At 71.3% G+C, this 18,431-nt stretch carries 15 protein-coding genes; 6 read left to right on the forward strand and 9 right to left on the reverse strand.

The window, feature by feature from the left end:
- Positions 1 to 141 precede the first annotated feature (141 nt).
- From C6Y14_RS24325 to C6Y14_RS24335, 3 genes are all read left to right on the forward strand, one after another.
- Positions 142 to 1,560 (forward strand): maltokinase N-terminal cap-like domain-containing protein, encoded by a 1,419-nt coding sequence (locus C6Y14_RS24325; RefSeq protein WP_107019225.1) that lies wholly within the window; start codon positions 142 to 144, stop codon positions 1,558 to 1,560.
- Positions 1,561 to 1,688: 128 nt separating this feature from the next.
- Positions 1,689 to 3,851 carry a 1,4-alpha-glucan branching enzyme gene (gene glgB / locus C6Y14_RS24330; RefSeq protein ID WP_107019224.1) on the forward strand — a complete coding sequence of 721 codons (2,163 nt, stop codon included), beginning with the start codon at positions 1,689 to 1,691 and terminating at the stop codon, positions 3,849 to 3,851.
- A gap of 301 nt (positions 3,852 to 4,152) precedes the next feature.
- Positions 4,153 to 5,055: a Gfo/Idh/MocA family protein gene (locus C6Y14_RS24335; protein ID WP_107018944.1), complete on the forward strand. Its 903-nt coding sequence runs from the start codon at positions 4,153 to 4,155 to the stop codon at positions 5,053 to 5,055.
- 10 nt (positions 5,056 to 5,065) lie between these two features.
- Here C6Y14_RS24335 and C6Y14_RS24340 read toward each other — a convergent pair whose 3' ends face one another.
- The 3 genes from C6Y14_RS24340 to C6Y14_RS24350 all read right to left on the reverse strand — a co-directional run bounded on the left by C6Y14_RS24340 (position 5,066) and on the right by C6Y14_RS24350 (position 7,585).
- Positions 5,066 to 5,428 (reverse strand): DUF4180 domain-containing protein, encoded by a 363-nt coding sequence (locus C6Y14_RS24340; protein ID WP_107018945.1) that lies wholly within the window; start codon positions 5,426 to 5,428, stop codon positions 5,066 to 5,068.
- A gap of 72 nt (positions 5,429 to 5,500) precedes the next feature.
- Positions 5,501 to 6,841 (reverse strand): MFS transporter, encoded by a 1,341-nt coding sequence (locus C6Y14_RS24345; protein ID WP_225891254.1) that lies wholly within the window; start codon positions 6,839 to 6,841, stop codon positions 5,501 to 5,503.
- Positions 6,842 to 7,003: 162 nt separating this feature from the next.
- Positions 7,004 to 7,585 (reverse strand): TetR/AcrR family transcriptional regulator, encoded by a 582-nt coding sequence (locus tag C6Y14_RS24350; protein ID WP_107018947.1) that lies wholly within the window; start codon positions 7,583 to 7,585, stop codon positions 7,004 to 7,006.
- 78 nt (positions 7,586 to 7,663) lie between these two features.
- On the opposite strand from C6Y14_RS24350, the gene C6Y14_RS24355 reads away from it, so the two are divergent.
- Positions 7,664 to 8,722, forward strand: a complete 1,059-nt coding sequence (locus C6Y14_RS24355; RefSeq protein WP_107018948.1) for a DMT family transporter — start codon at positions 7,664 to 7,666, stop codon at positions 8,720 to 8,722.
- Here C6Y14_RS24355 and C6Y14_RS24360 read toward each other — a convergent pair.
- Positions 8,622 to 9,320, reverse strand: coding sequence for a LysE/ArgO family amino acid transporter (locus C6Y14_RS24360; RefSeq protein ID WP_107018949.1), 699 nt, complete (start codon positions 9,318 to 9,320; stop codon positions 8,622 to 8,624). The genes C6Y14_RS24355 and C6Y14_RS24360 overlap by 101 nt on opposite strands.
- A 67-nt stretch (positions 9,321 to 9,387) precedes the next feature.
- On the opposite strand from C6Y14_RS24360, the gene C6Y14_RS24365 reads away from it, so the two are divergent.
- Complete coding sequence (locus C6Y14_RS24365; RefSeq protein ID WP_107018950.1) at positions 9,388 to 10,338, forward strand: LysR family transcriptional regulator ArgP; 951 nt, start codon at positions 9,388 to 9,390, stop codon at positions 10,336 to 10,338.
- A gap of 126 nt (positions 10,339 to 10,464) precedes the next feature.
- Here C6Y14_RS24365 and C6Y14_RS24370 read toward each other — a convergent pair whose 3' ends face one another.
- Entirely contained in the window at positions 10,465 to 10,998 is a 534-nt protein-coding gene (locus C6Y14_RS24370; protein WP_107018951.1) for a hypothetical protein, read from the reverse strand.
- 340 nt (positions 10,999 to 11,338) lie between these two features.
- On the opposite strand from C6Y14_RS24370, the gene C6Y14_RS24375 reads away from it, so the two are divergent.
- Positions 11,339 to 12,622, forward strand: coding sequence for a DUF4032 domain-containing protein (locus C6Y14_RS24375; RefSeq protein WP_107018952.1), 1,284 nt, complete (start codon positions 11,339 to 11,341; stop codon positions 12,620 to 12,622).
- Here the strand turns inward: C6Y14_RS24375 and C6Y14_RS24380 are convergent.
- The 4 genes from C6Y14_RS24380 to C6Y14_RS24395 all read right to left on the reverse strand — a co-directional run bounded on the left by C6Y14_RS24380 (position 12,583) and on the right by C6Y14_RS24395 (position 18,416).
- Complete coding sequence (locus C6Y14_RS24380; protein WP_107018953.1) at positions 12,583 to 13,446, reverse strand: universal stress protein; 864 nt, start codon at positions 13,444 to 13,446, stop codon at positions 12,583 to 12,585. The genes C6Y14_RS24375 and C6Y14_RS24380 overlap by 40 nt on opposite strands.
- A gap of 64 nt (positions 13,447 to 13,510) precedes the next feature.
- On the reverse strand, positions 13,511 to 14,677 hold the full coding sequence (locus C6Y14_RS24385; protein WP_107018954.1) for a glycoside hydrolase family 88/105 protein: 1,167 nt from the start codon (positions 14,675 to 14,677) through the stop codon (positions 13,511 to 13,513).
- Positions 14,678 to 14,814: 137 nt separating this feature from the next.
- On the reverse strand, positions 14,815 to 16,044 hold the full coding sequence (locus C6Y14_RS24390) for an SGNH/GDSL hydrolase family protein (protein WP_107018955.1): 1,230 nt from the start codon (positions 16,042 to 16,044) through the stop codon (positions 14,815 to 14,817).
- A complete protein-coding gene (locus C6Y14_RS24395; protein ID WP_107018956.1) occupies positions 16,041 to 18,416 on the reverse strand; it encodes a glycosyl hydrolase family 95 catalytic domain-containing protein in 2,376 nt (791 codons plus the stop codon). Before C6Y14_RS24395 ends, C6Y14_RS24390 begins: the two co-directional genes overlap by 4 nt.
- Positions 18,417 to 18,431 lie beyond the last annotated feature (15 nt).

The following is an 18,431-nucleotide window of genomic DNA, read 5'->3' on the forward strand; positions in this document are numbered from 1 at the left end:
CGTCCGCTTCCCCGCCATCGGCGAACTCCCCTACCTCCTCACCCTCGCCGGCCACGGCTTCTACTGGTTCCGCCTCCACAAGGACGTCACTCCGCTCACCAGTCGCCGATTGACGGTGTGCTCCTGAAAGGACGGGTCGACATGTGCAAGGTCGTAGCACCCCGCCCCAGCGGCCACAGTCCGGCCCACCTGCTGACATCGCTCGCCGACCTGCTTCAGGCATGGCTGCCCGAACAACGGTGGTTCGCGGGCAAGGGCCGGCGGGTCACGGACCTCTCCCTGCTCTCGGTGACCGAACTGCATCCGGCGTGCCTGCACCTCCTGATCAGCACCGGGGACGGCTCCTCCCCGTCCCGCCCCGGGGACTGCTACCAGCTGCTCCTCGGGGTCGGCGAGGTCCTGCCTCCCCGGCTCGCTCACGCCCGCATCGGGCGGGCGAGCCAGGGGCCACTGGCCGGCCTGACCGTGTACGACGCCCTTCAGGAACCGCGGTCGGCCGACCTGCTCCTGGAGCGGCTGCGCACACCGGGAACGGCGGGCCCACTGCGGTTCGAGCGGGACGCGAAGGTGACCGTCCCCGCCGGCCTGACACCGCGGCTGCTCGATGTGGAGCAGTCCAACACCAGCCATGTGTACGGGAACGCGTACATCCTCAAGATCTTCCGGCGGGTCCGCCCCGGCATCAATCCGGACCTGGAGGTGCCCTGGGCCCTGGCCCGCCAGGGGTGCACCCGGGTACCGGCCCCCGTGGCGTGGTTCCGTACCTCGGAGCCGCTGCCCGCGACGCTCGGTGTGCTCCAGCCGTTCCTGCCGGACGCCGTCGACGGCTGGACCCTGGCGCTCGAATCGCTCACCGCGGGACGGGACTTCCGGGAGGAGGCGTACGAACTAGGGCGCGCGACCGCCGAGGTGCATCTCGCGCTGGCAGCGGCGTTCGCCCTCGGCGCGCCGACCGCGGACGGGAACAGACGGCTCGCGGCCGCGATGATCGAACGCCTCGACACGACGAGCCGTTCGGTGCCGGAACTGCTGCCCCACGTGGACGGACTGCGGGGTGCCTTCGACGAGCTGGCCGCCCTCGACTCGGGCCGCCCGGTGCAGCGGATCCACGGCGATCTGCATCTCGGTCAGGTGCTGTGGGCCGGGGAGCGCTGGTCCGTCATCGACTTCGAGGGCGAACCGGCCCGCCCCATCGCCGAACGCCGGCAGCCGCAGTCCCCCGTACGCGATGTCGCGGGCATGCTGCGGTCCTTCGACTACGCCGCCCGCAGCCGCCACCCGTGGCGTCCCGAGTGGGCCCGGCGCTGCCGTGACGCCTACTGCGCGGGATACGCCGTACAGGCACGGTGGGACCCGCGTGCTCAGGGCGCGTTGCTGCGGGCGCACGAGACCGACCGGGCCGTGTACGAGGCCCTGTACGAGGCACGGCACCGGCCCGACTGGCTGCCCGTGCCGATGGCGGCGATCGCCCGGCTCGCCGAGCACGCCCCGTCCTCCTCCGGCGGTCCGCACACGCCGGTCCCTTCCTTCCACTCCTTCCACAGCGCTCAAGGAGGCTGAAAACCGTGACAGCCCGCGATATCTCCGTACCCGTGACCCCGCCGCCGTCCGAGGACGTCCGGTCCGCCGAGGCCGGTCCGTGCGAACCCGGGCCGGGGGGACCCGGCGGGCGACCGCCGGTGTCCTCGATGGAGGTGACGGACCGGGAGCGGCTGCTGTCGGGCACCCATCACGATCCGCACGCGCTGCTCGGGGCGCATCCTGTGGCGGAGGGTGTCATCGTCCGTGCGCTGCGGCCGTTCGCCGAGTCCGTGGCGGTGGCGCTGCCGGACGGGCTGCGGATGCTGCTGGACAGCGAGGGCGACGGTCTCTTCTCCGGGGTGCTGCCGCTCGACGCCGTTCCTGAGTACACGCTGGTGGTCAGATACGCGGGCGGGGTCGAACTGGAGGTGGAGGACCCGTACCGCTTCCTGCCCGCGCTCGGTGAGCTGGATCTTCATCTGGTCCGCGAGGGGCGTCACGAGCAGTTGTGGCGGGCGCTGGGGGCCGAGCCGATGGAGCACCAGGGCGTGGCGGGCACCCGCTTCACGGTGTGGGCGCCGAACGCGCAAGGGGTGCGGGTCGCCGGGGACTTCACGTTCTGGGACGGTACGCAGTTCCCGATGCGCTCGCTGGGCGCGGCCGGGGTGTGGGAGCTGTTCCTGCCCGGTGTCGGCGAGGGCGCTCGGTACAAGTTCGAGATCACGTCCCGGAACGGCGACCGGTTCCTCAAGGCGGACCCGATGGCCCGCCGCGCCGAGGTGCCGCCCGACACGGCGTCCGTCGTCACCACCTCGCACTACGAGTGGAACGACGCGCGGTGGCTGGCGCACCGCGGGGACACGCCGGTGCACGAGGCGCCGTTCTCCGTGTACGAGGTCCATCTCGCCTCCTGGCGACCAGGCCTGACATACCGTCAGCTGGCGGACGAGCTGCCCGCGTACGTCAACGACCTCGGCTTCACCCATGTCGAGCTGATGCCGGTCGCCGAGCACCCCTTCGGCGGCTCCTGGGGCTACCAGGTCACCGGCTTCTACGCACCCACCTCACGGCTCGGCACCCCCGACGACTTCAAGTACCTCGTCGACGCGCTGCACCGGGCCGGCATCGGCGTGATCATGGACTGGGTGCCCGCGCACTTCCCGAAGGACGACTGGGCGCTGGGCCGCTTCGACGGGGAGCCGCTGTACGAGCCCGGGGACGACCGGCGGGCCGAGCACCCCGACTGGGGCACGTACGAGTTCGACTACAGCCGCGTGGAGGTGCGCAACTTCCTCGTCGCCAACGCCGTGTACTGGTGCGAGGAGTTCCACATCGACGGACTGCGCGTCGACGCGGTCGCCTCCATGCTCTACCTCGACTACTCCCGCGACTCCGGTCAGTGGACCCCGAACGTCTTCGGCGGCCGGGAGGACCTCGACGCGATGGCGTTCCTCCAGGAGATGAACGCGACGCTGTACCGGCGGGTGCCGGGGATCGTGACCATCGCCGAGGAGTCGACCGCCTGGAACGGCGTCACCCGGCCCACCACCGACGGCGGCCTCGGCTTCGGCCTGAAGTGGAACATGGGCTGGATGCACGACTCCCTGGAGTACATCAAGCACGAGCCCGTGCACCGCAAGTACCACCACGACGAGATGACGTTCTCGATGGTGTACGCGTACAGCGAGAACTACGTCCTGCCCATCTCCCACGACGAGGTCGTCCACGGCAAGCAGGCGCTGGTGTCGAAGATGCCCGGCGACTGGTGGCAGCAGCGCGCCAACCACCGCGCCTACCTCGGCTTCATGTGGGCCCACCCCGGCAAGCAGCTCCTCTTCATGGGACAGGAGTTCGCCCAGGGCGCCGAATGGTCCGAGGCGCACGGGCCCGACTGGAAGCTGCTGGATCCCGCGTACGGCGCGGAGGCTGACCACCGGGGGGTGCGTGACCTCGTCCGCGAGCTGAACCGTCAGTACCGGGCGGCCGGTGCGCTGTGGGAGCGGGACACCGAACCCGCCGGGTTCGCCTGGGTCGCCGGGGACGCCGCCGAGGACAACGTCTTCGCGTTCCTGCGCTTCGGGACGGACGGGGTGCCGCTGCTCGCGGTCTCCAACTTCTCCCCCGTCGTGCGGCACGAATACCGGCTCGGGGTGCCGGACGACGTGCCTGCGTGGCACGAGGTGCTGAACACGGACGCGCTGTGCTTCGGCGGGGGTGGGGTCGCGAACAGCGATCCCGTGAAGCCGGACGCGCTGGCCTGGCACGGCCGCGCGACCAGCATCCGCGCGACGCTGCCGCCGCTCTCCACGATCTGGCTGCGCCCGGCATAGCCCCGGATTCCTCGCCCCCGCCGCCCCTACCCTTCCCGTCACTGACTCGGGGGCGCTGCCCCCGAACCCCCGGTCCTCAAACGCCGGACAGGCTGAGATGACTACGGGCGGGCCGAAAGTAGGGGCGCAGCCCCACTTCCAGGGGCGCGGGGAACGGTTTAGGGGCGCGGGGAACGGCGCAATCTTTTGTCTCTAGGGGCGCGGGGAACTGCGCGGCCAGCCCCCACCGGGCCCGCAGACTCCGTTCGTTGCTACGGTCGCCACTCCCCCGCAAAGATCCCGCAACGCAGATTGGACACCCGTGGCCGACAACACCTCCCCCTGGCCCCACTCCCCCGTCAAGGTCGGCCTGGTCGGCGCCGGCCCCTGGGCACGGGGAGTGCACGCGCCCGTGCTCGCCGCCGGACCCGAGACGGAGCTGACGGCGGTGTGGGCGCGGCGCCCCGAGGCGGCACAGGAGACCGCCGAGCCGTACGGGGCCGTCGCGGTGGCACGTTTCGAGGAGCTGCTCGACCGGTGCGAGGCGGTGGCGTTCGCGGTGCCGCCGGACATCCAGGCGGACCTCGCCGGGCGTGCGGCCAAGGCGGGCAAGGCCCTGCTGCTGGAGAAGCCGATCGGCCTCGACGTACCGTCCGCGCGGCGGCTCGTCGACGCGATCGACGAGGCCGGGGTGGTCTCGCAGGTGGTCCTGACCAACCGCTACCACCCCGCCGCGCAGGAGTTCGTGCGGACCGCGCAGGACATCGAGGTGTCGGGCGCCCGCTCGGCCGGTCTGAGCGGCGCCTTCCTCGGCGGCGACTTCGCGACCCCCTGGCGTCTTGAGCACGGCGCGCTGCTGGACATCGGGCCGCACATCCTGGACCTCCTGGACGCCGCCGTCGGCCCCGTCGTGCGGGTCCGCGGCACCGGGGACCCCCGCCGCTGGATCGAGCTGACCTGCGAGCACGAAAGTGGTGCGGTCAGTCAGGCCTCGCTGTCCGGGTCGGTCGACGTGGAGCCCGGCATCATGCGGGTCGAGCTCTTCGGCCCCCGGCACGGGCTCGTGTACGACAGTGCGGACCTCGACCACGACGAGTGCTGGCCGGTACTGCGGCAGGCCTTCGCCTCGGCGGTACGGACCGGGGTGTCCGGCGAGCTCGACGCCCGCCGCGGCCTCTACCTTCAGGAACTCATCGCGCAGGCCGCGGAGGGCGTCCAGGGCTGAGCCCCAGTTCTCAGCCCTTCAGCCGCTCGTCCAGTTCCTCGGCGTCGGCGACGAACCACGTCTGCCGCCCGCGGTTGCATTCCCGTACGAAGTCGCGCAGCGCGGAACTGTCGGCCGTGTGACGGGAGATGTCCCCGAGGACCACGAGTCCGAGACGGTAGTTCGCGAACTTCTGGACGATGTCCCCGGCGACGCGCGTGCTGAGGCGGAAGAACGTCTCGTCCAGCCGCTCGGCGGGGACGACGGCCCACCGCGCGCCCTGGTAGGAGGCCTCGCCGATGACGTCCAGGGCATCCCGTTCGCTGCCGATGGGCTCGCCCTCGGCGGCGCACAGGAAGACGGGCACGTCATGGATCGTCCGCAAGGTGTTCATGAACGGCGAGGCTAGTTCGCCGCGCGCACGGAAGCCACGTAATTCATGGGCGCGGGATTCATGGCCGGGGGCTCAGGTGCTCGCGCTGTAGCGGCGCAGCGCGGGCATGGTCGCCGCCAGGATCAGCATGGAGACGACGACCAGCAGGCCGCCGCCCGCGACCGCCGTCCGGGCACCCAGCGCGGACCCTGCCGTGCCGTGCAGCACGTCGGCCAGTCGCGGGCCGCCCGCCACCACGACCGTGAAGACGCCCTGCATCCGGCCGCGGAGTTCGTCGGTGACGGCCGAGAGGAGGATGGCGCCGCGGAAGACCATGGACACCATGTCGGCGACTCCGGCGGCGGCGAGGAACGCCACGGCGATCCAGAGGTTGGCGCTCAGCCCGAACCCGGTGATGGCCACTCCCCAGGCGACCACCGCGACGATGACCATGAGGCCGTGCCGGCGCGCCCGCGAGAAGGTGCCCGACATGAGTCCGCCGAGCACCGCGCCGATGGGGACCGCCGCGAAGAGCAGTCCGAGCGCCAGGCCCTCCCCGTACGGCGCGTACGTCTGCGAGGCGAGCTGCGGGAAGAGCGCGCGCGGCATCCCGAAGACCATCGCGATGATGTCGGCGAGGAAGGACAGCAGCAGCACCTGGTTGAGCGAGATGTAGCGGAAGCCCTCCGCGATGCCCTTCAGGCCCGCCCGGCCGGCCTTCGCCGTGGCGGTGGCCAGGGGTGGCAGCGCGGGCAGCCGGTAGACGGCCCACACCGTGGCGCACAGGGCCACTGCGTCGATCAGATAGAGCTCGGCGAGGCCTACGACGGGTATGAGCGCTCCGGCCAGCAGCGGTCCCGCGACCAGGCCGGTCTGCATGACGGTCGAGCCGAGCGCGTTGGCCGCGGCCAGCTCCTCCTTCGGTACGAGCCGGGCGATGGAGGCCTGGCGGGCCGGGGAGTTGAGGCCGAAGAACGCCTGCTGGACGGCGAGCAGCACCATCAGGACGGCCACCGAGCCGAGTCCGGTGACGGCCTGGATCCAGAAGAGCAGGGAGGTGACGGCTATGCCGGTGTTGGTGACGAGCAGGAGTTTGCGCCGGTCCACGGTGTCCGCGATCGCGCCTCCCCAGAGCGCGAAGACCACGAGCGGCAGCAGCCCGGCGAAGCTCGCGTAGCCGACCCAGGCGGAGGATCCGGTGATGTCGTAGATCTGCTTGGGTACGGCGACGGCGGTGAGCTGGCTGCCCACGGCGGTGACGATGGTCGAGGACCACAGGCGGCGGTACGCCGGGCGGCGCAGCGGCCGGGTGTCCATGGCCCAGCGGCGCCACCCGCTCCGCGGCCCGTTCGCCGGGTCCGCGGGTCGCGACGGCCCGTGGGTTCCGGTCCGTGCTTCCGCGCTGTCGTCCGCACTGCTCTTACTGGTGTCCACACCCGTCCTGCTTGCTCTGCTCGCTCTGATTGCCCTGATTGCTAGATACATCTTTCGATCAGAAGTTCACTATCGCCGATGCGGAGCGATCTTCGCGCGGCGGGTCGGTCCGTGGACGGACGGGCCTGCCGGTCAGCAGGTGTCCGGTCAACGGGTATCCGTTCAACGGGTCAGGAGAGCCGCCGCCTGCTCGCGGGCGTGCTCCAGCGCCCCGGGGAAGATGCGCAGGCCGAAGGCGACGAGCGCACCCTCGTGGAGCAGCATCAGGCTCCGGCCCAGGGATTCGGCGGCGTCGGGCGCGAGCGGGCGTACGAGATCGGTGAACAGGCCGAGCATCCACAGCTTCTGGCCGGTGATGATCGTGTACGCCGGGTGGGCCGGATCGTCGATCTCAGCATGGGCGTTGACCATGCTGCAGCCCCTCGGGCTGTTGGCGTCCATCCACTCGCGGGACACGTCGAAGACGGTCAGGACGCTGTCCAGCGGCGACACGCAGACGTCCAGCCGGGCGGCGAGGCAGGCCCGCCAGCGTTCGTCGCGGTCGGCGAGGTACTCGACGACGATCTGCTCCTTGGAGCCGAACCGGTCGTAGAGCGTCTTCTTCGTGACGCCGGCCTCGGCGGCGATCAGATCGACGCCGACGGCGTGGATCCCCCGCTCGTAGAACAGCCGCCCGGCCGCGGCCAGGGCGCGGCGGGCGGCGGGGGTCAGCGGTACTCGGCGGGGCGTGTCCGTGCTGCTCATCCACTCATTGTAGACCGATCTGTATACTCGACCGAAACGGGTATACAGATCTGTTTACTCCTGGAGGTGTGCGGTGCTGTGAACGTTCTTCTGTCGATCGCGTTCGTGGGGGCCTGGAGCTCCGGCTTCATCGGGGCGAAGCTCGGGGCGGGCAGCGCCTCGACGGTCACGCTTCTCATGTGGCGCTTCCTGCCGCTGGCCCTCGTCCTCGGCCTCGCCGCCCTGACCACCGCCCGGTCCCGGTCCTCCTGGCGCGGCCTCGGCCCCCGTGACCTCCTCCGGTCGGCCGGCGTCGGACTGCTCTCGCAGAGCGGCTATCTGCTGACCGTCTACTACGCGATAGAGCTGGGCGTCTCCAGCGGGACCACGGCTCTCATCGACGGTACGCAGCCACTGGTGGCCGGAGCCCTGGCCGGGCCGCTGCTGGGGGTGATGGTGTCCCGTACGCAGTGGCTCGGTCTCGGGCTGGGCGTGGCCGGGGTCGCCGTCGTCACCACGGCCGACGCGGGTGCCGCGACGGGCGTCGCCTGGTGGGCGTACCTCATCCCGTTCCTCGGCATGCTCAGCCTGGTCGCGGCGACCTTCCTGGACCGGAGGTCCCGCGCGGACGTCCCCCCGATGGTGTCGATGACGGTGCACGCCGTCACCAGTGCCGTGGTGTTCACGGCGCTCGCCGCCGTCAGCGGGGGCCTGACTCCCCCGGCGGACGGTTCCTTCTGGACCGCGGTGGTGTGGCTGGTGACGCTCTCGACGTTCGGCGGGTACGGGCTGTACTGGCTGATCCTCCGGCGCTCCGGCGTGACCAAGGTCAACACGCTCATGTTCCTGATGGCCCCCGTCACGGCCGTGTGGGGTGCGCTGATGTTCGGCGAACCCTTCGGGGCGCAGACGGCGGCGGGGCTCGCGCTCGGTCTGCTGGCCGTCGCCGTCGTGCATCGGGGCGACCGGGGTGGCCGAGGCGGTCGGAGCGGCCGGAGCGATCAAGCGCACCCGCGTGCGAGGGCCGCCCGGCAGCGGCTCGCGGTGACCAGCCCACTCACACCCCGGCGATCAGCGTCGCCCCGAGCACGATCATCGTCACGGCGATCAGGGCGTCCAGTACCCGCCACGCCGACGGCCGGGCCAGGAGAGGGCTGAGGAGCCGGGCGCCGAAGCCGAGGGCCGCGAACCAGACCAGGCTGGCGAGCACCGCGCCGAGTCCGAAGGTCCAGCGCCAGGGCCCGCGGTCGGCCGCGATGGAGCCGAGCAGGAAGACGGTGTCCAGGTAGACGTGCGGGTTCAGCCAGGTCATCGCCAGACAGGTGAGCACGGCCCGGCGGCGCGAGGCCGCCGTACCCACGGCAGCCGCCACCCTCGTGACGCCTGCCGGCGAGGCCCCACCCGCCCCCACCACTGTTCGCCCCGCCTCCTCGGTCTCAGCTCCCGCTTCGACGGTCAGCGCCGCGGGCTTCAGGACCCGGCGTGCGGCCAGGCAGCCGTACCCGATCAGGAACAGGCCGCCGATCAGCCCGACCGCGGCGAGCACCGAAGGCCAGGCGACCACGACAGCGCCGACACCGCCGACGCCCAGCGTGATGAGTGCCGCGTCGGAGAGGGCGCAGATGGCCACCACGGCGAGTACCGCGTCCCGTCGGACGCCCTGGCGCAGGACGAAGGCGTTCTGGGCGCCGATGGCGACGATCAGGGAGAGGCCGGTGCCGAACCCGGCGGCCGTGGCGGTCAGAGCGCTGTTCACACCGTCCACGCTAGGAAGCCGACCGGGGAAAAGTACAGCTAAAGATTCTTACGTATCCTTAGCGTTCGTGATGACAGACCTTCCCCTCGACCAGGTGCGGACGCTGCTGACCGTGGTGGACGAGGGCACCTTCGACGCCGCGGCGGCCGTGCTCCATGTGACGCCGTCCGCGGTGAGCCAACGGGTCAAGGCCCTCGAACAGCGCACAGGGCGCGTGCTGTTGATGCGTACGAAGCCGGTCCGGCCGACCGAGTCCGGTGAGGCCGTCGTGCGCTTCGCCCGGCAGCTGGCCCGGCTGGAGCGCGACACGCGGGCCGAACTGGGCATGTCGGGGACCGAGGAACCGGCACGGCTGTCGATCGCGGTGAACGCCGACTCGCTGGCGACCTGGTTCCTGCCCGCGCTCTCCCGCGTGTCCGAGGACCTGCCCGTCTGCTACGAACTGCGCCGCGAGGACCAGGACCACACGGCCGCGCTGCTGAGGGAGGGCCTGGTGATGGCGGCCGTCACCTCGTCGCCCGACGCGGTGACCGGCTGTTCGGTCCGCAGTCTGGGACGGATGCGGTACGTCCCGGTGGCCGCCCCCGCTTTCGCCGCGCGGTGGTTCGAGGAGCGGCCGGGCCCCGCGCTGCGGGACGCGTTCGCCGTCGCGCCCGTGGTGACATTCGACCGGCGGGACGACATCCAGGACGCCTTCGTCCGCACGCTCGCCCGCGGCTCGGACGGGGCACGGAACGCCCACGGCCCCCGGGGCGCGAGTGCGGTACGCCATCTCGTGCCGACCTCCGAGGGTTTCGTGGAAGCCGTCGCCGCCGGGATGGGCTGGGGCATGGTCCCCGAGGTGCAGGCGGCACCCCTGCTCGGCGCGGGGCGGCTCGTCCGGCTCGCGGCGGACCGGCAGATCGACGTGCCGCTGTTCTGGCAGCAGTGGAAGCTCGACTTCCCGGCACTGGCGGCCGTCGCCGAGGCCGTCTCCGCGGAGGCCGCCGAGGCCTTGGACGCCGGCCCGGCCGCTTGAACACCCACGGGGCGGGGCCGGTCGGAAGGATCGCGCCGCCCGCCCGGGGCCGGTCGAAAGGATCGCGCCGCTCGCCCGGGACCGGTCGGAAGGATCGGGCGGCCCGCCCAGGGCCGGTCGAAGCGCTCAGGCGGCCGGCCCGGACCCCGCTTCCCTCTCCAGGTAACTGATCACCTGCGCGGCGAGGCTGTCCTGCGCGGAGTCGGTGCGGGCGCCCACTCCCACGGACGGCTCCTGCGGGCCGATGCCGCCCGACCACAGGTACCGCTCGGTCCACTCGTCGTCGACCTTCAACTGCACCTGGATGTCCACCAATGACACACAGCTCTCCGGGGCGGCGGCGTACAGCACGGAGGTGACCCGGCGCAGCGGGTAGACGTCGAAGCCCTCGATGAACTGGGAGTTGCGCCAGTCGAGGAACGCGCTCTCGCCGTCGGTCCCGACCCGCACGTCGAGTTGGCCGTCCTCCAGATGAATACCGAAGTGCACGGTCGTACGGTTCTCGACGGTCACCCGGAACCGGAAGTAGACCAGCCCCTCGGCCGCGTCGTCACGCCCCCGCGGCGGCTCGGCCTTCTCCAGACCGTGCACGCGAACGCGCAGGCCGGCCTGCCCGTCGTCGTACTCCTGCCAGTCACCGACCACATTCGGCTCGTACACGCTCCACCTCTCGACCCCAGAGGGCTGCTTCCTATCCGGGCGGACGACGGGGTGTCAAATGAGCGGAATGGGCGTTGGCCAGGGATTTCACCCCACTTGATCACTGATCAAGCCGTGCGCAGCCAGAACCCTCGCCCCAGGTGTCCCGGGCGCCCTCCCGACGTGCTGCACATCACGTCCCGCGCCCTGCGCCGTCAGACCGCCGCCGGCCCCGGGTGCGGAACGGCCGGACCCCTCCCACCTGCTGACAAATCGGACTGTCGTGTTGACGAAGGGGCCGTCCGGGTGCGGAGATGCTCCTGCGACATGACGACCGACCGTGAGGCAGGGCGAGCGAGCGATGGCATTGCAGATCAGCGCCACCAACCCGGAGCATCCCGCGCTCCTGCTCGACCTGCCGTGGGACATCCCTCTGGAGGAGTGGCCCGAGCACCACCTGGTGCCGTTGCCGCGGGGCATCTCGCGGCACGTGGTCCGGTACGCGCGCGCCGGCACGGAGGTCGTGGCGGTGAAGGAGCTGGCGGAACGGCCCGCGCTGCGCGAGTACGAGCTGCTGCGCGGCCTCGACCGGCTCAACATCCCCTCGGTGGACCCCCTGGCCGTGGTCACCGGCCGTACCGACAAGGCCGGCGATCCGCTGGAGTCCGTCCTCATCACCCGGCACCTGGGTGGCTCGATGCCCTACCGGTCGATGTTCGAGACGACCATGCGGCCCGCCACCATGCACCGCCTCATGGACGCGCTGGCCGTCCTGCTGGTCCGGCTGCATCTCGCGGGGTTCGCCTGGGGCGACTGCTCGCTGTCCAACACGCTGTTCCGCCGGGACGCGGGAGCGTACGCCGCGTATCTCGTCGACGCCGAGACGGGTGAGGTGCATCCGCAACTGAGCCCGGGGCAGCGGGAGTACGACCTCGATCTGGCACGTGTCAACATCAGCGGGGAGCTGCTTGACCTGGAGGCTTCGGGGGCGCTGCACCCCTCGGTGGACCCGATCGAGTTCGGCATGGAGATCTGCAAGCGCTACGACGGGCTGTGGCGGGAGCTCACCCGCACGTCCGTGTACCCGGCGGGCAAGCACCACTACATCGACCGCCGGATCCGGCGCCTGAACGAACTCGGCTTCGACGTCGCCGAGATGCAGATCGCGCACTCCTCGAACGGCGACACCGTCACGTTCGTGCCGAAGGTCGTCGACGCCGGTCATCATCAGCGCCAGTTGCTGCGGCTGACCGGCCTGGACACCGAGGAGAACCAGGCACGGCGGCTGCTGAACGACCTGGAGAGCTGGATGGCCACCCAGGACGACTACGCGCCGGGCGACCCCCTGGCCGCCCGGCCCGAGGTATTGGCCCACCGGTGGGTCCGGGACGTCTTCCGGCCCACCGTGCGGGCCATACCGCTGGACCTGCGCGGCTCCATGGATCCCGCCGAGCTGTACCACGAGCTGCTCGAACACCGCTGGTACCTGTCCGAGCGCTCGCAGCACGACATCGACCTGGACACGGTCGTCCGGGACTACGTCACGAACATCCTGCCCGGGATGCGGGACTCGCTGTCGCCCCCGGCGGGCGGCGGGACAAACGCTCAGGCCGGCGGGACGACCGCCACCGGCGAGGGCGCGTGATGGACGACCGCGTGGGCCACCGAACCGATCCGTGAGCCCACGGCCGAGCGGTGCGCCCGCCGGCCGACCACCGTCAGCTGCGCCCGGGCCGCCGCGGAGAGCAGTACCTCGCCCGCGCTGCCCATCTCGACGTGCTGGGTCACCTTCACGTCGGGGAAGCGTTCCAGCCACGGCCGCAGCGCTTCCGCGAGGGCCTTCTTCTCGTACTGCTCCAGACCGCCGGCCTCGTCGGCGAGTGCCAGTGAGGCGGGGCTGTAGGTGAAGACGGTGGGCAGCGCCCAGGCCCGCACCACGCGCAGGTCGGCGCCGCGGGTCGCCGCCGCCTCGAAGGCGAAGCCCAGCGCGGCGGCGCTGTCGTCGGGACCGCCCTGCTGGCCGACGACGATCTCGCGGCCCGCCGCCTCCGACTCGGGCCGGTCGCCGGCGCGTACGAGGACGACGGGCCGCGTCGACTCGGCGATGACCTGCTGGCCGACGGAGCCGAGCAGGAAGCCGACGATCGCGCCGTGGCCGCGGGAGCCGAGCACGAGCGTCTCGGCCTCGGCGCCGGCGACGAGGAGCGCCTGGACCGGGACGCCGTCGACGAGGTCGGTGGTCACCGACAGCCCGGAGTGGTGTCCGGTGACGTCGCCCGCGGTCCGCGTCAGGGCATCGAGGGCGTCCGCCTCCTGGGTGTCCGCCGTCCGCTCGTCGCTGTCGGTCTTCGGCCGGGCGTGCACGATGCGCAGCGGAAGGTCCCGGCGTACCGCTTCCCTGGCCGCCCAGTGCACGGCGGCCAGAGATTCGGCGGTACCGTCTGCTCCCACGGTGATCGGGCGGGTCATGTGATGGCCTCCGTAGCGTCGGTCGAGGTGCCCACGCTACCCAGGGCCGGCCGGACGGTTCCCGTCAGCCCGCCAGGAGCGCGAGTTCGGTCCCGGCCAGCAGGAACGCGCCGACACCGAAGTCCGAGGTGGTGTCGTAGGTGATCGGCTGGCTGGACTCCGGGCGGTCGCCCACGTTCTGGACGTACCCGAGGAATCCGTCGGGGTGTACGGCGGTGGTGATCAGGCCCTGCCAGGCCCGCGCCGCCACCGGCAGGAACGCGGCCCGGTCCACGAGGCGGGCACGGATCGCGTAGGCCGTGCCGTGGACGAAGAAGGACGTGCCGCTCGTCTCGGGTCCCGGCAGATGCGCGGCGTCGGCGAGGTTGACGTTCCAGAAGCCGTCCGCGCGCTGTACGCCCGCCAGCGCGGTGACCAGCTTCGTCAGGGTCTCCCGGTACTCGCCGGTGTGCCGCTCGCTGCCCGGCAGGGCCTTGAGGGTCTTGACGTGTCCGCCCGCCACCCAGCCGTTGCCGCGCGACCAGACCACCGGCTTGCCGGCGGGGGACAGGATCCCGCCGGGCAGGAACCGCTTGTCGCGGTACCAGAGGCCGGTGGCGGCGTCGTACAGGCCGGGGCCGCCCTCGGTGCGCTTGGTGTGGCTGTAGAGGGCGTACACCTTCTCCCAGTACTGGGGGTCCTTGCGCAGGACGCCGAGGCGGGCGAACGGGGGCATGGCCATGTGGAGGGCGTCGTCCCACCACCAGTCGTCGTTCTTCGCCGGCTGGTCCGTGTACACCATGCGGTGCAGGGACTCCTCGATCGCGGCGATCTTCTGCGCCTCCGGCTCGATCTCGTAGAGGTCGAGGTAGGCCTGTCCGGCGTTGTGGTTGTCGGCGTGCCGGGTCGTCACACCGCTGCGCAGCCCGTACGCGTGCTTCTCGGCCCAGCCGCGTGCGTACGCGAGGTAGCGGGCGCTGCCGGTGAGCCGGTGCAGGGCGAGCAGGCCGCTGAAGAAGGTGGCGTTGGCCCAGCCGTTGTCGCCGGGGTCGGTGTGCGCGCCGATCCAGTGGTCGGCGACCCGGCGCAGGTCGCGGATGATCGCCGCTCGCGACGGGAGGGTCGGTGCTGGGGGCGGTGCGAGGTGCGGGGCGGGGGGTGCGGGAGCTTCGGCGGCGGACGCGGACGTGGGGAGCAGAGCGGCGGAGGCCGAGAGAGCGGCACCGCCGGCCAACAACTGGCGTCTATCCATGTGAACGACTCCTCTCCATGTGAAATCCATGTGAGGCACATCCTGAACTCCCGCCCCAGCGGTGTCCACGGCCCGGACTCGATTTGGTCAACTTGGCCTGAACCAAGTCGAGTTCACGGCACCGGCCGACGTTCACATCAAGGGACGTCCGCGGTGGACGTCCGGTCGCAGCGCAGACTGTCGAGGTCGACCGCGTCGGCCATCGCCTGCATGCCCTTGTCGTTGGGATGCAGCCGGTCACCGCCGTCGAAGACCGGCATGATGCGCTCGTGGTCGTAGGGGCTGCGCAGGATGCGGTCGAAGTCGGTGACGGCGTCGAACTCCCCGCTGCCCCTGATGAATTGATTGACCTCCTGCCGTACGGACTCGGCGGCCGTGTCCCATTCGGACCAGCCCTTGAAGGGCGCGACGGTGGCGCCGACGACACATTTCCCCGCCCGATGGGCGCGGGTGATGATCTCGCGGTATCCCGCGATCAGGTCGGCGCCCGTGACACCGGTGTGCGCCTTGATGTCGTTGACACCCTCGAAGAGGAACACCGTTCGGACGCCGGGGTGGGACAGGACGTCACGGTCCAGCCGGTTGAGCGCGCTCTGTCCGGCGCCGTCCGCGAGGACCTTGTTGCCGGAGATCCCCTCGTTGGCAACTCCCTTGACTGGCCCGTCGGTTGCTCCCAGGCGCCGGGCGAGATAGTCGGGCCAGCGGCGGTTCAGGTCGCCGCTGGACTGCCAGCCGTCCGTGATGGAGTCCCCGAGCGCGACGACCGCGCCGACGGCGGCGCTCGTGCGCACGGTGACCGCGTCGAGGTAGAACCAGGAGCCGGTGCGTTCGGTCCAGTTGGCCGCCCCGTCCTCCCCGGTGTGGTCGCCGGTGGCGGCGTACGACGTCTGCATGGCCATGCCGTGGCCGGTCGCCGGGCCGCCCGCCGTCCGTGTGTGCACGCTGACGACGAGGTCGGCCGCGGCGGGTAGCCTGCCGGGCAGCGGGTCGCTGTACGCGGTGGCCCCCGCCGGGACGGTGACGGAGTGCGTACCGCCGAAGGTCAGCCGCTTGTTGGTGCCCGGGACCAGCTCCGCACCGGACTTCCGGAGGCCGGCGTAGGCGCTGTCGAAGGTCAGCGGCCGGTCCCCGAGGGCGTTGGAGAGCCGGATGCGCAGGTTGTCCCCGGCCACGCTGGTGCGCACGATCAGGCGGTGGCTGCGGTCGGCGACGGCGTCTCCCACCCGGTCCGCGCTCGCACCCCAGGTGACCACGTCGTGCCGGCCCGCGGGGGCCGGCGGCGCGGCGGTCGCGGGAGTGACCTGGACGGCGGCGGCGACCACCAGCAGTGCCGACAGGCCGCCCACCCGGGAGAGACCGGCCCTCATCGGGTGAAGTCCCGCAGCGTGACGGAGGCTCCGGGCTTCAGGGTCACCGTGCGGGACGACCTGCCGTACGCGACCGTGGTCGTCCGGCCGCCGACGCTGCGGATATATGCCTCGGTCGGCCTGCCGTCACGCCAGCGCAGGTCGACGACGAACCCGCCCCGCGCGCCGACTCCTGTGACGGAACCGGACTTCGCCCATGCGTCGGGCAGTGCGGGAAGCAGTTCCAAATGCCCCGGGCGGGAGTACAGGAGCATCTCGATCATCGCTGCGGGAGTGCCGAAGTTGGCGTCGATCTGGAAGATGCCACGGCCCTTCTCGACCTCGTAGATGTCGAACAGGTTCGGCGCGGAACCGTTGCCGCCGTCCGTCGAGGGGCGGAGGTTGTTGACGATCAGCTGGTAGGCGTTCTCGGCGTTCTTGAGCCGGGCCCAGCACAGGCTGCGCCAGGCGTTCGCCCAGCCGAAGCTCTCCATGCCGCGCGCGGTCAGCAGGGCCGTCGCGCCCTTGACGATCTCGGGCGGGGTGGACTCGTCGGGCCGGATGCGGTCGCCCGGGAAGAGCCCGATGAGCGGGGACAGATGCCGGTGGGTGGTCTCGCCGAGGTTGTCGGGCGACATCCACTCCTCCAGCCAGCCCGTCCTCTCGCTCACCTTCGGCAGATAGAGCCGGTCCTGGAGACCGCCGATGGTCTTCGCATAGGCGGAGTCCTTCTTCAACTCCCGCGCCGCCGTGCGGTAGTTGTCGAAGAGCGCCCACACCAGTTCCTGCGCGTAGGTGATGCCCTTGGCGTCCTGCGGGCCGTGCTCGGGCGACCAGTCGCTGTCGTCGACGAGCACTTCCTTCGAGGTGCCGGGGAGTGTCGTGGTGATCAGCCGCGCCTCCCAGAACTCGCAGGCGCTCTTCAGGAGCGGGTAGATCCTCGTCAGATGGGAGCGCGACCGGGTGAACTCGTAGTGCTCCCACAGGCTCGCGCACAGCCAGGCGTTGCCCGCCGGATGCCACCACCAGCCGCTGCCGCCATGGATGTTGGTGGAGAACGCGACGGCCCAGCCGGCGACCTTCCCGGTGGAGTTGCGGTAGCGGTTGCGCGGGTCGTTGAAGAGGTCGTGGGTGAGCTTCCGCCACGACGGGAACTGGGCGAGGCAGTAGTCGGTGAGCGCGTCGAAGCTCTGCGACAGGCCCGCCCGGTCGGCCATCCAGTAGTTCATCTGGATGTTGATGTCGGTGTGGTAGTCGCCCATCCAGTCCGGGTCGTTGCCGTCCAGCCACAGCCCCTGGAGGTTCAACGGCAGACTCCCCCGTGACCCGGAGATCATCAGATAGCGGCCGAACTGCAGGTAGGCGGCCTCCAGTTCGGGATCGGGCACGTCGTCGCGGGCACGCGCCCTGATCCGCTCCCAGGTGTCCAGGGAGCGCTGCTCGGCGGACGAGGTGCCGAGCGAGAGGTCCAGCTGCTCGAACAGCGCCTTGTGGTCGGCCACATGGGTGCGCAGGAGCGTGTCCGCCGGGTGGGCCGCCGCGGCGGCGACCTTGGTGCGGGCCAGCTTCTCCGGGTCGAGGGACGGATCGCGGTAGTGGGAGGCGGCGTCCGGAGCGTAGTTGGTGCCGCCGCTCACCACCACGGTGAGGTCCTTGCACCCGCTGAACTCGATCAGCGCGCCCTTCACCCGGACGCTGCCGCCGGTCCCGTACGCCTTCACGGCCGCCCCGTACCGCAGCCCGTTCGGGAAAGCGGCGCCGAAGGAGGTGCCCTGGACGGTCTCCTCGTGCGTGCCGTCCAGGGTCACGGTGCCGGTGTAACGGCCGCCGCCGCTCTGGGTGAAGTGCAGGACGATCGCGTCGTCGGGGCGGCTGGCGAACACCTGCCGCTCGTAGGTGACTCCGGAACGGACGTACGACGTGCCGATCACGCCCTGGGCCAGGTCCAAGGTGCGGCGGTAGCCGGAGACGGCGGACAGGTCATGGTCCGGGATGTCGACGGTGAGCCGGGCCAGCAGCGTGAAGGAGCCGAAGTCGTCGCGGCCGTAGGGGAACTGGCCATCGGAGTCGAGGGTGTCGTTGAGGCCGCCGGTCCACATCGTGGCATCGGTGATGAGCAGCAGTTCCCGGCCGGGGTCGTTGCTCGCGAGGGCGCCGAGCCGGCCGTTGCCGACGGGCAGGCCCTGTTCGATCATCGAGTGCTCGTCGGCGGGCGCCTGCCACCACAGCCGGTTGCGTGAACTCCCCTTCAGGGGCGTCGAGTCGGTGGGGCGTTGCGGTGCGGCGGTCGCGGTGAAGGCGGGCAGGCCGCCGAGGGCGGTGGCGACGCCGGTCGCGGCGGCGAGGGAGAGGAGTCTTCGTCTGCTGGGCGCGGCGGGGCGGCTCTTGTCCATGGTGCGGCTCCAGGG

Origin of the sequence: Streptomyces dioscori (assembly GCF_003024195.1) — a bacterium.
Lineage (GTDB): Bacteria > Actinomycetota > Actinomycetes > Streptomycetales > Streptomycetaceae > Streptomyces > Streptomyces dioscori.

Excerpts from the sequence above, each read along its gene's own strand:
- C6Y14_RS24325 (WP_107019225.1), top strand. The coding sequence starts at position 142 with ATGTGCAAGGTCGTAGCACCCCGCCCCAGCGGCCACAGTCCGGCCCAC.
- glgB (WP_107019224.1), top strand. The coding sequence starts at position 1,689 with ATGGAGGTGACGGACCGGGAGCGGCTGCTGTCGGGCACCCATCACGAT.
- C6Y14_RS24340 (WP_107018945.1), bottom strand. The coding sequence starts at position 5,428 with ATGAACACCTTGCGGACGATCCATGACGTGCCCGTCTTCCTGTGCGCC.
- C6Y14_RS24350 (WP_107018947.1), bottom strand. The coding sequence starts at position 7,585 with ATGAGCAGCACGGACACGCCCCGCCGAGTACCGCTGACCCCCGCCGCC.
- C6Y14_RS24375 (WP_107018952.1), top strand. The coding sequence starts at position 11,339 with ATGGCATTGCAGATCAGCGCCACCAACCCGGAGCATCCCGCGCTCCTG.
- C6Y14_RS24380 (WP_107018953.1), bottom strand. The coding sequence starts at position 13,446 with ATGACCCGCCCGATCACCGTGGGAGCAGACGGTACCGCCGAATCTCTG.
- C6Y14_RS24385 (WP_107018954.1), bottom strand. The coding sequence starts at position 14,677 with ATGGATAGACGCCAGTTGTTGGCCGGCGGTGCCGCTCTCTCGGCCTCC.
- C6Y14_RS24390 (WP_107018955.1), bottom strand. The coding sequence starts at position 16,044 with ATGAGGGCCGGTCTCTCCCGGGTGGGCGGCCTGTCGGCACTGCTGGTG.
- C6Y14_RS24395 (WP_107018956.1), bottom strand. The coding sequence starts at position 18,416 with ATGGACAAGAGCCGCCCCGCCGCGCCCAGCAGACGAAGACTCCTCTCC.